15 protein-coding genes are annotated in these 13,147 nt (G+C 40.4%); 10 read left to right on the top strand and 5 right to left on the bottom strand.

Annotation, left to right across the window (positions count from 1 at the left end; genetic code table 11):
* Positions 1 to 16 precede the first annotated feature (16 nt).
* Positions 17 to 1,273 (bottom strand): cation:proton antiporter, encoded by a 1,257-nt coding sequence (locus tag ACXAH9_RS05485; RefSeq protein WP_474893856.1) that lies wholly within the window; start codon positions 1,271 to 1,273, stop codon positions 17 to 19.
* A 269-nt stretch (positions 1,274 to 1,542) separates the two neighbouring features.
* Here ACXAH9_RS05485 and ACXAH9_RS05480 point away from each other — a divergent pair, with 269 nt between their 5' ends.
* Genes ACXAH9_RS05480 through ACXAH9_RS05460 form a run of 5 tightly spaced genes read left to right on the top strand, consistent with a single transcriptional unit; the run spans position 1,543 to position 4,845 of the window.
* Positions 1,543 to 2,067, top strand: a complete 525-nt coding sequence (locus ACXAH9_RS05480) for a DinB family protein (RefSeq protein WP_474893855.1) — start codon at positions 1,543 to 1,545, stop codon at positions 2,065 to 2,067.
* Position 2,068: 1 nt separating this feature from the next.
* The gene (locus ACXAH9_RS05475) at positions 2,069 to 2,695 is read left to right on the top strand and encodes an ABC transporter ATP-binding protein (RefSeq protein WP_474893854.1); all 627 of its coding nucleotides are present in this window, start codon (positions 2,069 to 2,071) and stop codon (positions 2,693 to 2,695) included.
* Positions 2,692 to 3,936 carry an ABC transporter permease gene (locus ACXAH9_RS05470; RefSeq protein ID WP_474893853.1) on the top strand — a complete coding sequence of 415 codons (1,245 nt, stop codon included), beginning with the start codon at positions 2,692 to 2,694 and terminating at the stop codon, positions 3,934 to 3,936. Before ACXAH9_RS05475 ends, ACXAH9_RS05470 begins: the two co-directional genes overlap by 4 nt.
* A gap of 2 nt (positions 3,937 to 3,938) precedes the next feature.
* Positions 3,939 to 4,376 carry a hypothetical protein gene (locus ACXAH9_RS05465; protein ID WP_474893852.1) on the top strand — a complete coding sequence of 146 codons (438 nt, stop codon included), beginning with the start codon at positions 3,939 to 3,941 and terminating at the stop codon, positions 4,374 to 4,376.
* 46 nt (positions 4,377 to 4,422) lie between these two features.
* Positions 4,423 to 4,845, top strand: a complete 423-nt coding sequence (locus ACXAH9_RS05460) for a hypothetical protein (RefSeq protein WP_474893851.1) — start codon at positions 4,423 to 4,425, stop codon at positions 4,843 to 4,845.
* Here ACXAH9_RS05460 and ACXAH9_RS05455 read toward each other — a convergent pair.
* Genes ACXAH9_RS05455 through ACXAH9_RS05445 form a run of 3 tightly spaced genes read right to left on the bottom strand, consistent with a single transcriptional unit; the run spans position 4,842 to position 6,440 of the window.
* Positions 4,842 to 5,300, bottom strand: coding sequence for a c-type cytochrome (locus ACXAH9_RS05455; protein WP_474893850.1), 459 nt, complete (start codon positions 5,298 to 5,300; stop codon positions 4,842 to 4,844). The genes ACXAH9_RS05460 and ACXAH9_RS05455 overlap by 4 nt on opposite strands.
* Positions 5,290 to 5,907: an SCO family protein gene (locus ACXAH9_RS05450; protein WP_474893849.1), complete on the bottom strand. Its 618-nt coding sequence runs from the start codon at positions 5,905 to 5,907 to the stop codon at positions 5,290 to 5,292. The genes ACXAH9_RS05455 and ACXAH9_RS05450 overlap by 11 nt, the downstream gene beginning before the upstream one ends.
* Complete coding sequence (locus ACXAH9_RS05445) at positions 5,907 to 6,440, bottom strand: CopD family protein (protein WP_474893848.1); 534 nt, start codon at positions 6,438 to 6,440, stop codon at positions 5,907 to 5,909. Before ACXAH9_RS05445 ends, ACXAH9_RS05450 begins: the two co-directional genes overlap by 1 nt.
* A gap of 73 nt (positions 6,441 to 6,513) precedes the next feature.
* Here ACXAH9_RS05445 and ACXAH9_RS05440 point away from each other — a divergent pair, with 73 nt between their 5' ends.
* The 5 genes from ACXAH9_RS05440 (at position 6,514) to ACXAH9_RS05420 (ending at position 12,497) form a co-directional block, all read left to right on the top strand.
* Complete coding sequence (locus tag ACXAH9_RS05440; RefSeq protein ID WP_474893847.1) at positions 6,514 to 7,194, top strand: Crp/Fnr family transcriptional regulator; 681 nt, start codon at positions 6,514 to 6,516, stop codon at positions 7,192 to 7,194.
* A 110-nt stretch (positions 7,195 to 7,304) separates the two neighbouring features.
* Positions 7,305 to 7,640 (top strand): PadR family transcriptional regulator, encoded by a 336-nt coding sequence (locus tag ACXAH9_RS05435; RefSeq protein WP_350206709.1) that lies wholly within the window; start codon positions 7,305 to 7,307, stop codon positions 7,638 to 7,640.
* Positions 7,637 to 10,300 carry an ABC transporter permease gene (locus ACXAH9_RS05430; RefSeq protein WP_474893846.1) on the top strand — a complete coding sequence of 888 codons (2,664 nt, stop codon included), beginning with the start codon at positions 7,637 to 7,639 and terminating at the stop codon, positions 10,298 to 10,300. Before ACXAH9_RS05435 ends, ACXAH9_RS05430 begins: the two co-directional genes overlap by 4 nt.
* A 104-nt stretch (positions 10,301 to 10,404) precedes the next feature.
* Positions 10,405 to 11,256: a hypothetical protein gene (locus ACXAH9_RS05425; RefSeq protein WP_474893845.1), complete on the top strand. Its 852-nt coding sequence runs from the start codon at positions 10,405 to 10,407 to the stop codon at positions 11,254 to 11,256.
* Positions 11,253 to 12,497, top strand: a complete 1,245-nt coding sequence (locus ACXAH9_RS05420; RefSeq protein WP_474893844.1) for a POTRA domain-containing protein — start codon at positions 11,253 to 11,255, stop codon at positions 12,495 to 12,497. The genes ACXAH9_RS05425 and ACXAH9_RS05420 overlap by 4 nt, the downstream gene beginning before the upstream one ends.
* On the opposite strand, the gene ACXAH9_RS05415 is transcribed toward ACXAH9_RS05420, so the two are convergent.
* Positions 12,494 to 13,135 (bottom strand): TIGR04282 family arsenosugar biosynthesis glycosyltransferase, encoded by a 642-nt coding sequence (locus ACXAH9_RS05415; RefSeq protein WP_474893843.1) that lies wholly within the window; start codon positions 13,133 to 13,135, stop codon positions 12,494 to 12,496. The genes ACXAH9_RS05420 and ACXAH9_RS05415 overlap by 4 nt on opposite strands.
* Positions 13,136 to 13,147: the final 12 nt, after the last annotated feature.

The following is a 13,147-nucleotide window of genomic DNA, read 5'->3' as shown; positions in this document are numbered from 1 at the left end:
AGATACTCCTATATGATCATGGAGTAGTGTCTGTACTTCTCTTCTCTGAGCGCATCAACATTGGAACGGTAAGCCCCTGATACAGCACAGAACAGACTACCACAATATATGTCATGGTCACAATGACATCCTTTCCATTAAAATCAGTGAGGGATAATGATAACGCAATGGGTAGACCGCCTCGCAGCGCGCCCCACGTGAGAACGGATATGGTATTTGGTGCAAAATGATTTTTGACCGACATCATTTTAATAGGAATGAACACACTAGTCCATCTTCCAAAGAGCACGATACAAATCGCAAAGAATCCGGCCGCTATAAAGTCCATACGGAGATCCAGTACGAGCATTTCCAATCCGATTAGTACAAAAAGCATCGCACTAAAGGTCTCTTCGAGTAATTTCCAAAATTTAAATACGTAATCACCCGCCGCACTGGCCACATGTGTGCTTTTTCCTTCATTACCCACAACCAATCCCATAACCACAGCGGCCTGTTTAGCAGAAACGTGAATAAAGTCAGCCAGCTGAGATCCAACCAGCACCAATGCAAGCGTAATGAGTACCTCCACCTCTACAGCATCATTGTCTACATATTTCAGCAGTCGATACCCAATATATCCCAGTAGCAATCCAATGAAAATACCACCACCGATATCTGCTATAACTATGTAAGTGGTTTCAATAAAGGTCAGTGTATGATCCTCCCCTGCATGTGCAATATCCAACAAGGTCAAAGCCAGTACTACTGCAATACCATCATTAAACAGTGATTCCCCTTCAATTTTTATTTCCAGCTCCTTAGATAGGTTGAAGCGCTTAATTGTGCGTGTTACTGCAATTGGATCCGTAGGGGAAATAAGTGCTCCAAAAACCAAACAATACAGGTAATCAAGATGAATACTCATGGCATCAAGCATGAAATAAACCCCTGTACCAATTACGAAGGTAGAGATCAAAACGCCGACGATTGCTAAAACAAGAACCGAGCTTCTTTGACTACTTAGCTTTCTGAAGTCTATATTCAGCGCTCCCGAAAAAAGCATGAAACTGAGCACTATCTGATACAAAACCTCTTCAAACTCATATTCTTTTACATGCTCTGCCAGGTGTAGCTCCGGAAAGAATGTGCCCACACAATATACGATCGCAGACAGCACTAGAGCCATTATCATCAATCCAATAGAAGATGGCAGTTTCAGATAAAAGGTGTTTATAAAAATAAACGCTCCCGATAGGAAGATAAACAAGGCGATGATGTCGAGAATACTCACTTCCGTGTAATTTAAAGGTGATTTAACGCAATATTAATTTTAAAAACTAACAGTACGAACTATAATACGAGCGTATGAGTACAGAAATACGAATTGCATGGCGCATGAATACATCATGCTAAGTAACAATTACTTTAATAAATTGGTACTTCTTTTAGTACCTACTCCTTATCTGGAGTACTTTTTCTGGTGGGTTATACCTTATAAAAGGCTTATAAACAGGAACGAAGATAACTTTTTTTATATTTTTTAGCAAAAATCAAACATTAGTGAAGGAAGTCATCAATAAGAAGCTAAAAAGACTCAATGCAAACACGGAGGCTATTTATAGCTTGCTGGAAGGTATTCCCGAAGAAAAATTACAAGATATAAGCTATGGTTGGAGTATTGTACAGGTGCTGTCCCACTTAAATGATGCGGAGAGTGCTTCTTTGCTATACATGCAGAAGAAAAGTAAAGCAGGAGATAAAATGCAAAAATCCGGTCCGAGCAATGCCTTTAGGATGTGGGTAACTAATCAAGCTTTGAAAAGCTCACTTAAATGGAAGGCTCCTTCCTATATATCCAACCCTCCATCCTATCCTATAGAGGAAATAAAATCAAAGTGGTCTGAAACCAGAAACGAAATTCAACGGTTTGTAGATGAGTATCCGGATAGGTGGCTAAACAAATTGGTCTACAAACATCCGATGGGAGGACGGCAAAATCTGGAAAAAGCTGTGGACTCATTCATATACCATCAAATCCATCATATTCATCAAATCAATCGTATCAAAAAACAATTAGGACTTTAAAATGCTGAACATTCAAGGGCTAAAACATTCCTATGATGGTAAAGCAGTGATCAGCTATCCTGACTGGGAAGTGAAAGAAGGAAATCACGCAATTATCTTAGGAAACTCAGGCTGTGGTAAAACCACCCTACTCCACCTAATAGGCGGATTGATGCCTCCAACCGAGGGTATTTTAGAGGTGTCCAGAGAAAATCTAGCTCAAAAGTCCAATGCCAAACTGGATCGATTTAGAGGTGAAAACATAGGAATTGTTTTTCAGAAGCCTCATTTGGTTAGATCATTGACTGTGAAGGAGAACCTCACATTATCTCAATATTTGGCTCATAAGAAAACTGATGGGAAGAGAGCACAAGAAGTACTTGATCATCTGGGTGTAGGCGTACTGGCCAACCGAAAAGTTCATCAGATTAGTCAAGGACAGGCTCAGCGGGTTGCGATTGGGAGAGCTGTCATCAATAAACCAAAACTGTTGCTGGCCGATGAGCCCACTGCCAGTCTGGACGATGAAAATTGCCAGAAAGTAATTGATCTGCTTAAATCGCAGGCGAAGCAAACGGGCGCAACCTTGATTGTTGCAACACATGATCATCGGGTAAAAAGTGAATTTCAAAACCAGCTTGCTCTATGAATCTGTTTTCACTAAGCATTAAAAACGTCTTCGCTAAGCCACTAAGCTCACTATTGAGTGTGTTGCTTTTTGGGTTTGGTGTGGCAATCATCGTCTCTATTCTGCTCACCAGCACCTTTCTTAAAAATGAAATTAACAAAAATGCCCAGGGTATTGATCTGGTAGTAGGAGCCAAGGGAAGTCCTTTGCAAATTATACTTGCCAGTATTTTTCACATTGATTTTCCCACAGGTAATATTTCTCTAAGTGATGCAAACAACCTCACTCGAAACAGACTGGTAGCATCTGCAATTCCTCTTTCACTTGGTGATAGCTATCAGGGCTATCGAATTGTTGGTGCCACTGAGGCTTACCCACAGCTTTATGAAGCCAGCCTTGCAACAGGTGATTGGTTTGGTCCTAAAATGACAGCAACTGTTGGGGCTGCAATTGCCAAAAATCTTGGGATCAAGGTAGGAGACAAGCTTGAAAGCGCACATGGCCTGTCTGAGGGAGCAGGCGGTCATGAAGAGCATCCTTTTAGGGTAGTAGGGATTATGGAGCCATCGGGATCGGTACTCGATCAATTGATTCTAGTATCAGTTCAAAGTGTTTGGGAGGTACATGGCAGCCATGAAGAACATGATCATGAGGAAGGGGGAGATCATCATGAATTAGTATCCCTCGATCAGCTGGGATTGGAAATCACTAAAGAGCAGCTGGAAAATGAAGACATTACATCTCTGCTGATTAAGTACCGCTCGCCTATGGCCGCCGTACAATTACCTCGTATTGTAAACGGAACCAGCAACCTGCAGGCTGCTTCTCCCCCATACGAGACAGCTCGATTATTCAACATTATAGGTGTTGGAGTGGATGTTGTGAACATGCTTGGGCTGGTGATTATCGTCCTCAGCGCAACCAGTGTTTTTATTGCTTTGATCAATTCACTGAAGGAGCGTAAATATGAATTAGCTATCATGCGATCTATGGGTGCCAGTCAGCTAAAAATATTTTTACTAATTCTAACCGAAGGAATTGTTTTAACCATCATTGGGAGTGCATTTGGATTTGCCCTTGCACATTTGGGTTTTGCTATTTTGGTAGATTCGATGGAACAAATTCAGAGCAGCGGTATGTTTTTTGTATTAGATGAGTACAAAGTGATGCTAGGCAGTCTGACCGTTGGTATTTTTGCCTCACTCATTCCGGCATTTCTTGCGTATAAGTCAGATATTTCGGAAACGCTTTCAAAAGCATAATTATGAAGCAACTAATTTTTTCTATAGCCATTTTACTTTCATTCGGGGTAGCAGCTCAGTTTGCTGATTCCAGCAAAAACTGGGAAACCCTGGCCGATGTAAAGTATGAAAAATCTCAGGATGAATACGGTGAAATCTACGTACCGAAGTTTGGTGATGATGTACAAAAAATGAATGGAAAGACGGTATCACTGAAAGGCTTCATCATTCCTTTTGAAGGCATGTTTGAACCCAAACATATTATTATCTCTTCACTTCCGATTGCTGCATGTTTTTTCTGCGGAGGTAGTGGCCCGGAGACTGTAGCAGAGGCTTATTTGAAAGAAGAAATAAAATATACCGCCAAGCCAGTTACAGTAACGGGGCGATTAGAGCTGAATGACACAGATTATGATCAGCTCATGTACATTCTAAAAGACGCAGAAGTTAAAGTTGACTAATTACATGTAACCTCAACAAGGAGGAATTCTATTTTATATGAAAACAATGAAAAATTTAATCATTCTAATAACTCTATTGTTATTCGCAGCTTGTGGAACCGGTAAAAAAGAAAATCAGGCTAACGGAGAAATTTCGGTTGATAGCCTTAAAAGTGAAGTGCTAAGCATCCATGATGAAGTGATGCCAAAAATGGGTGAACTCAGACGTGCACGAAAGGATTTGCTATTCCTCGCAGATTCGCTAATGGTAACCGATGCGGAACGGGCTGCTATGCTCACAACTGTAGCTAATGAAATAGACGCTGCGAACGAAAGCATGATGCAATGGATGCGGGATTATGAGCCTGATTTTGAGGGTACAGATGAGGAAATCAGGCAATACCTGGAAGATCAAAAAGTAACCATCAAGAAAGTGAAGGATGATATGCTTGGGTCCCTGAAAAAAGGGAAGGAAGTTTTGGAGAATTAATAGTCCTCCTCACATTCATTCAGCCATTTATCCACATCCTTCACCCCTACCAGACCAGCTTCATTGCCCCATGCGTTACCGATGAACGTTAGCACCTCAGCGATCTCCAGGTTAGTAATTGGATTGCCCGGCATCATTTGATTATAGGTGATACCATTCACAACAATCTCTTTGCTTTGGCCATGCTTGACGATGCAGGCAGCACGTGGTAAGTTCTCCAGCAGATAATCCGAACCAGCCAAAGGTGGATATAAAGAAGCCAGCCCTTTACCATCCTGTTGATGACAGTTTGCACAGTAGGTTGTGTATACTTTGGCGCCCTGCACCTGATACTGCTTTAGTCGTATCTCCTCCCGAGATGTCATTCCTGATTTTTCCTCTTCTTTCTTTTCCTTTCCACCACCGCATGCAAAAAGTATTATTGCTAAAAGACCAACCAGATATTTACTTTTCATTCGAATATTCTTTTAAGAGTTTATTAATGTCATTCATTAATACATCCACCTGCTCTGGAACAGTTCCATCATAAACACCGCGCACACGTCTTTCCTTATCTACAAGCAAAAATGCTCCTGAGTGGATATACCCACCCGGTGCGTCTGCATCCTCATCTGCAATTGACATATAGCTGCCCTCTGCCAGATCATAGATGTCATCCTGGTCACCAGTTACAAACTTCCACTTATCTGCACTTACTCCTAATCGCTCCGCATAGTCTTTTAGCAACGCAACCGTATCATATTCAGGATCGATCGTGTGTGACAATATTCCTACCCCCGGATTATCTTCAAACTTGTCATACACACGAAGCATCTGAGCCTTCATTTTGGGACATATGGTCGGGCAGGAAGTGAAGAAAAAATCCGCCACATACACTTTGTCCCCAAATGTCTCATTCGTCACTATGCTACTATCCTGATCTACCAGCCTAAAATCCTGAACGGTATGATAGATCGTATCATTTTCTTCATAAATGGTATTACCCATATATGGCAGTTTATCAGAACTTGCCTGTTGCTGGCAAGCCATTAGAACAATAAAAGGAACAAGCAATTTTTTCATCAGTTTTTACGAAATCGTTTATAGAGTTTGATTGCTATCATTAACACAACTGCGAAGCTAATAAGTCCCATCGTACCATAAATCCAACTGATCTCGTTTTTCAATACGATCAGGAACACAACTACAAATAAAATAAGGGTAGCTGCTTCGTTAAAAACACGCAACTGCGTTGACGTATATTTTGCATTTTGCTTTTGTAGTTGCCTGAATATTCCATGACAACCCAGATGATAAAGGATTAGTAGTGCCACAAATCCAAGCTTTACATGCATGAATGGCATCTTTAACCAGCTGGGCTGAACGACCAAAAGAGATGTACCCAAAATTACTGTGATTACGGCTGATGGCCAGGTAATAATGTACCACAGCTTCTTGCTCATTAAGGCCAGCTGATCAGAAAGAATGGTGCGATCCGGCTCTTCCTTTTCCAGTGCTTCTGTATGATAAATGAATAATCGAACAATATAGAACAGACCTGCAAACCAGGTGATAACAAATATGATATGAAGAGCTTTGAGATATAAATAGTCCATCAAGGGGAGCTTTTTATTTATAATTGTTGTTAATCGTGGTTGTTTGCAAATTTGCCTTAAATCCCACACATTCATGAGCGCCGAAAGAAATCTATGGTATTTTGAAGACACTGACCTGTTTGAGGTGTTGTGCCCTTCTAAAACTCCAAGCATGGAAAACAATCATGCACCCGGAGTGTACGATAAAGATGATTTTATCTATTTCAAAGATCAGTCTTCAGAAAATATTTACATGGTTTCTAATGGCCGTGTGAAAATAGGTACCTATGGACCGGACGGTAAAGAGATCGTAAAAGCCATACTTACGAAAGGTGAGATTTTTGGTGAGATGGCCCTGGCTGGGGAGGAAACACGACAAGACTTTGCTCAGGCGATGGATAATGATACGCGCGTCTGTGCCATGACCATCGAAGATCTACAAAACCTGATGGTAGACAATAAAGACCTGAGCTTTAAAATCCTGAAAATTGTGGGCTTTAGGTTGCGGAAAATGGAGCGCAAAATCGAATCTTTGGTCTTCAAAGATGCCAGAACCCGTATTGTAGAGTTCTTAAAAGAAATGGCTGAAGAAAAAGGGCAAAAAGTAGGTTTTGAGACGATGATCAAAAATCACCTCACTCATAAAGATATTGCCAGCCTTACTGGCACTTCCCGACAAACAGTAACCACAATCATGAATGAATTACGGGATAAGAATCTCATCACATTTGACAGGCGAAGAATCCTGATAAGGGATTTGGAGAAGTTATCTTGAAAAACAAAAGAGAAGAATGTAACCTTCTCTTTCTTTTTTAGTATAAAACTTACAAATACGAAATTAAATATTTAATTTTACTTACATTTACGAAGTAAATAACATCTATCATGAAAGGAACGAACCTCGGAGAGTTTGAAGAGCTAGTACTGCTGACTGTAGGAATCTTGTATGATAATGCCTACAGCGTGGCAATACAGCAAGAACTCAACCGGCAAACAGACAGAAAAGTGAGCATTAGCTCTGTGCACGCCGCTGTTTATCGCCTGGAAGAAAAGGGACTATTGGATTCCAGGATGGGTGAAATGTCAAGTGAAAGAGGAGGCAAGCGTAAACGAATTTTTACAATATCGCAGGCTGGCAAAGAGGCACTGGAGAAAGCCAATGAGCTTCGCAACAGAATGAGAAATCAAATTCCTGAAATAGCATTTGAGCATTTGAGATGAGTACACATCACCCACCTAAACTTCCTCTCAAGATCTTTCGGTCTTTCTGCTCAGAAGAAAGACTTGAGGAGCTAGAAGGAGACTTGTATGAAATCTACAATGCATTTATCGAGGAGAGAGGTTCTCGATTTGCTACTCTATTCTATTGGTGGATAGTTATTCGCAGTTTTCGATCATTCGCACTAAAAAGGACTAAAATGAAAGACAAAAGGACATTATTATCAATTGCCACGCTAGTGCATAACCTAAAAGTAGCGTGGAGAAATATTGTAAGAAGAAAAACTACTACTGCTATCAATATTATTGGATTAGCGATAGGTATCAGTGGTTTTATAGCCATCTTCAGCCTGGTATCTTATGAGCTCAGTTTCAATAAGCACCTGCCTGATCGCGATAGAGTTTATCGGGTGTATACAGAGTTTGGAGGGGCATTTTCAGGAACCAACTCAGGCACAGCAATTCCGGTTGCTTCTTTCTTAAAAGATAACGTAAGCGGTATTGAGGAAATCACCCACTTTCACAATCAAAGTTTCGATATATCTGTAGAGGACGAAGCGGGTCACTCTCAATCCTATCCCAGATCACGTATTATCCTCGCTGACCAAGCGTACTTTAAGGTGGTAGATCAGTATGAGTGGCTGGCAGGCTCACCACAAACCGCATTGCAAAAACCCGGACACGTGGTGCTTGAAAAGAAGCAAGCAGAAAAATATTTCGGAAGCATCGCTCCACTTGACATGGTTGGTCGAAAGCTTACCTATCAGGACTCTCTAGATGTCATGGTTTCGGGTATAGTTGATCAATCATCCTACCGGACTGATTTTAACTTCACAGATTTCATATCATTTAAATCAACAGAGTCAACCTGGCTTAAAGACTTTTTTACAACAGATGACTGGTCGAGTGTTAACAGTGGGTGGCAAACGTTTATCAAAGTACAGGAAAACACTACTGAAGAACAGCTAAATGACATTCTTGTTGCTTTAAATCAGGAAGCTGAAAAAAATCAAATGAATAGCGTATGGGAAACAATCTATAAGATTCAGCCTTTAGATGATTTACACTACGGTACCAATCTGGGGATTTTTGACAATTCCGGGCCTACCACACACCTTCTAACACTTAAGGTTCTACTTGGTGTAGCCATTGCATTATTGATCATTGCCATTTTCAATTTTGTTAATCTGGAAACCGCTCAGGCTATCAATAAATCCAAGGAGGTGGGCTTGCGCAAATCACTTGGCGTATCAAAACCTTCACTGATTACTCGATTTTTGACTGAAAGTATTCTGATTACATCCTTAGCAGCCCTGGTTTCTTTGCCATTATCCTTTTATGGTGTACAACTTTTTGCTGAGTTTGTACCAAAGGAATTCGGCATTGAGTGGACTAACCCCATCTTTTGGGTGTCATGGTTGCTTTTGATTTTTGTTGTTGGGTTTTTAGCAGGAATTTACCCAGCATTTATTGCTTCCTCATTTTCTCCAGCACAGGCTTTAAAGTCCATATTAAAATTATCTCCAAAATCAGGGGGTAAGCGGCTAAGGAAAGTTCTCATTATTTCACAGTTCATTGTGGCACAGTTGCTTATTATATGCACCATTGCCATGGTATGGCAGGTCTCCTATTTATTGGAAAAAGAGATGGGCTTTAAAGACGAGGGGGTAATTTATTTCCGAACGCCCTACCATGAAAAAATTGAAAAGCAGCAAGTATTCCTCAATGAGCTGAATGAAATTCCTCAGATACAAACGCTTAGCTATCATCAGGAGATACCTGCCAGGCAAGGATGGTCAAAAAGTACCATAAAATACTATGATTCAGATTCTACTGAAGTCATCCATTCTGTCCACCAAAAAAAGGGAGATATTAATTATCTGGAACTTTATCAGCTCAAGTTGATTGCGGGTAGGAATATCAATGAGAAAGCTGATCGAATCGAGACGTTAATCAATGAGACTTATGCTAAAGAGCTCGGTTTTGAAGCTCCAGGCAAAGCGCTAGGTATTAGAATAGCAAACGGCGATAAAATATATGAAGTAGTAGGCGTGCTAAAGGATTTTCATTTTCAATCGCTACACAGTGAAATAGAACCTTTGATGTATACTTATGAACCGAAGAATTCCAGGATAATAGGGATGGCGGTAGCAACCGATCAGCTAAAAACTGTTATCAGTCGGGTAACGGATAAATGGGACAACATTTACCCCAATGATCCACTTGAGATGCAATTTATGGATGAGACAATCGAGAGCTTTTATCAAACCGAGAAGCGAACATCCAAGGTAGCAATGGTAGCCACAGTGGTTGCTATTCTTATCTCATGCCTTGGACTGTTTGGACTTATCTCTTACAACATCATACAGAAATCAAAAGAAGTCGGTATCAGAAAAGTACTTGGTGCTTCATTGTTGAATATTGGCACGATTCTGTCTAAAGAATTCTTCTTTCTAATCCTTATTGCTTTTGTGGTGGCTCTCCCAGTGTCCAACATTTTAATCGGTTATTGGATGGAGGATTTCTCTTATAGCACAAAAATTTCCTGGTGGATTTATGGTTTAGGTGGTTTTATGTCAATCATGATCGCTTTGCTGACGATTGGAGCCAAAGTATGGAAAGCCTCTGACGCCAACCCGGTTGAATCATTGAGGTATGAATAACCGAAATGACCTGAAAAATGAAAACAAAATTGTGATTGTCCGCTAGTTGACCGTCCATTAAGGATGATTCGCCGTTCTTTACTTCAAAAAGTAAAAAATCAAATATGCGAATCATCCTTTCTATTTTGCTTACCTCACTTTTTGGCATTTCATTTAGCCAGAGTAATCTTCAGAACTACACACCTTCCATTCTTTTTAGTGAAGGGGATTGGGAGTATAAAACATTTCAAAATCTTTATACACAGACCAAGCAATTTGATGATGCTGGAGGGAAAATGGAAACAGGTCAGAGGGAAACCTTTTTTACCTCCATAAACCAATTTTTATACGGCCTCAATGATCAGATAAATATTGGATTGGATGTTTGGGTGAAGGCATCCAATAGTTCTACGGACAATTTTAGTGCATCCTCAGGACTTACCGGTATCGGTCCAAAGATCAAGATTGCCCCTTTTAAAGATATCCCACGTCTTTCTATCCAAAGTGCTTTTTTGTTTAACACCGCGAATGACCCTGAAGGAGTTAATGGAACTCGATATTTTCTGGAATGGGATGCTAATCTATGGCTCAATCAGATTTATTTCGATTTGCCATTGAATGAAAAATCACAATTTTTCTTTCAGCAGGCCTTTTGGTACCGCATGACAAAGGATGGTTCTTCAGTTGATAACAACTTTTTGGAAACGCAGACCAGCGTTTTTTATAGTTACTTCCCTACAACTAGATGGACCATTTATGGAATGACTGAATACTTTCCTACACATTACGATTTCGGAAGCGGTCGCTCAGAGGCATTTTTCGCCTACTTTCTACAGTCAGGAGTTGGATTGAAATATCAATTGATTCCAAACCTTATTGAACTGGAAGCGCTCTACACCAACTTCTGGAACGGAAGTGAATTCAAAGGAGCAGGAGAAACGATAAATTTGGGTATCCGAGTGATACATCAAAAGTGAAAAAACTTGTTTTAGCGATACTACTCCTCTCTTCTTTTTTTGCTGAAGCCCAAAAAATCACAACGATCAATTTTGAGGGACTCAAAAAGACAAAGCAAACCTACTTATCCCAATTTCTACCTTTTCAAATTGGGGATAAGTTGGACTCAGTCAAGCTGAAAGAGACTAAGCAGCGTCTCGTTAATTTGGAGATGTTCGCAGATGTCGCTTATCAAGTGAAACAAGAAGGTGGAGATGTAGCCATCACCTTTCAAATGTTGGAGTTATATACACTCCTGCCCATATTTAATTTTGGCGGGATCGAAGAAAATTTCTGGTTTCAGGTTGGTGCTTCTGAAGTTAACCTGGGGGGAAGGGGAAATAAGCTTACGATGTATTACCAATTTTATGACAGAAGCTCATTTGCAACCCATTTGACACTCGATCGCATCAAACAAAGTCAATGGGGATTGAACTTCAATTTTATAAAATGGTCAACATTGGAGCCATTATTCTTTAGTAACAATGTAGTCGAATATGAATATGATAATTACACCTTAGGTATCGACGCGATCCGCCACTTCAATTTCAGGGATCGGATCGAATTCGGAAGTGCATTTTTTATCGAGGACTATCAGAAATATACTCCTGGAGCTTTTGAAGGAGCTCCAGAGAACGTCAATAAGCATAAGATACTGGGAAAGATCAGGCTAATCCAAAACAGAGTGAACCACCACTTTTTCTATCTGGATGGCTGGCACAATCAGCTGAATCTTCAAACGGTCCAATCGCTTAATAATGATCCCGCTTTTTACATCATCTTCAATGACTTGAAGTATTTTAAAAGAATAGGAGCTTATGGAAATATAGCGTCCAGGTTACGGCTGGGGCTAAGCTCTAATGAAGAAAGTCCCTTTGCACCTTTTGTACTCGACAGCTACGTAAACATCCGGGGAGTTGGGAATCGGGTAGATCGTGGGACGGGAGCTATTATTCTAAATGCAGAATACAGGCATGCATTTATTAATCAAAGAAAGATAGCAATACAAGGTGTGATCTTTTCTGATTCTGGTTCGTGGAGAAATCCGACAGGGGATTTTGCTGATTTTGTTGACAGTGAAAATTTTCAACTATTTGCCGGCGGAGGTTTACGTCTTATTCACAAGAAAATCTACAACGCAATTTTTAGAATTGACTATGGCATAAACCTGCAAGATCAGAATATGAATGGATTTGTTCTTGGAATCGGGCAATACTTCTAGTAGGCATCTTCTTCATCATCCACCTCTGCATCTGCTCCCAGTTTCGTCCAGTCAATGTTAGTTTCTTTCAGGTCTTCCAGTGTATCCACATCGCTGAGCATAGGAAGTTTATAAACAGATAGTTCCAGCTCTTCTGCCTCCTCAAGGAGTTCTTCCAGCACTTTGTTGTTACTATACTCTTTGTCCTGAAATAGCTGAGGAAAGAATTCACTCATCCCCAAAAGGTAATATCCTCCGTCCTTGGCAGGTCCAACCACCACATCGTTTTCTTCCAGCATTTCAAAGGCCAATTTGATGTGTTTTGAAGACAAATCATAGCAATCGCTCCCAATGATGATGACCTTATTGTAAGAATCAAATGCCTCATCAAAAGCGTGTAACATTTTTTCACCAAGTGTAAAGCCTTTCTGCGAGGTGAGTTTAAAATCACCATTGTCCCAAATGTCTTCGATCTCCACATATTCTGAATAATACACTGCCTTATCGACCTCTAGTTTTTTGGTGATTTTATGCGTGTGATGAATCAATTCCTGGTATACATCCAATGCCTTATCAATTCCAATATCTTCAGCCAGGCGTGTTTTTACCATGCCCGGAATCAAGTTCTTAACGAAGATCATTAATAAACTATCACTCATATACTTCTCTCT

The sequence above is a fragment of the Ekhidna sp. ABH4_415 genome (assembly GCF_056161305.1).
The sequence above is the reverse complement of the archived record's forward strand: the minus strand, read 5'-3'. Positions and strand labels throughout refer to the sequence as shown.

What these genes read in the sequence shown, in the direction of transcription:
- ACXAH9_RS05475 (WP_474893854.1), top strand. Translation starts at nt 2,069, where the DNA reads ATGCTGAACATTCAAGGGCTAAAACATTCCTATGATGGTAAAGCAGTG.
- ACXAH9_RS05415 (WP_474893843.1), bottom strand. Translation starts at nt 13,135, where the DNA reads ATGAGTGATAGTTTATTAATGATCTTCGTTAAGAACTTGATTCCGGGC.
- ACXAH9_RS05440 (WP_474893847.1), top strand. Translation starts at nt 6,514, where the DNA reads ATGAGCGCCGAAAGAAATCTATGGTATTTTGAAGACACTGACCTGTTT.
- ACXAH9_RS05435 (WP_350206709.1), top strand. Translation starts at nt 7,305, where the DNA reads ATGAAAGGAACGAACCTCGGAGAGTTTGAAGAGCTAGTACTGCTGACT.
- ACXAH9_RS05445 (WP_474893848.1), bottom strand. Translation starts at nt 6,440, where the DNA reads ATGGACTATTTATATCTCAAAGCTCTTCATATCATATTTGTTATCACC.
- ACXAH9_RS05430 (WP_474893846.1), top strand. Translation starts at nt 7,637, where the DNA reads ATGAGTACACATCACCCACCTAAACTTCCTCTCAAGATCTTTCGGTCT.
- ACXAH9_RS05460 (WP_474893851.1), top strand. Translation starts at nt 4,423, where the DNA reads ATGAAAAATTTAATCATTCTAATAACTCTATTGTTATTCGCAGCTTGT.
- ACXAH9_RS05470 (WP_474893853.1), top strand. Translation starts at nt 2,692, where the DNA reads ATGAATCTGTTTTCACTAAGCATTAAAAACGTCTTCGCTAAGCCACTA.
- ACXAH9_RS05425 (WP_474893845.1), top strand. Translation starts at nt 10,405, where the DNA reads ATGCGAATCATCCTTTCTATTTTGCTTACCTCACTTTTTGGCATTTCA.
- ACXAH9_RS05455 (WP_474893850.1), bottom strand. Translation starts at nt 5,300, where the DNA reads ATGAAAAGTAAATATCTGGTTGGTCTTTTAGCAATAATACTTTTTGCA.
- ACXAH9_RS05465 (WP_474893852.1), top strand. Translation starts at nt 3,939, where the DNA reads ATGAAGCAACTAATTTTTTCTATAGCCATTTTACTTTCATTCGGGGTA.
- ACXAH9_RS05450 (WP_474893849.1), bottom strand. Translation starts at nt 5,907, where the DNA reads ATGAAAAAATTGCTTGTTCCTTTTATTGTTCTAATGGCTTGCCAGCAA.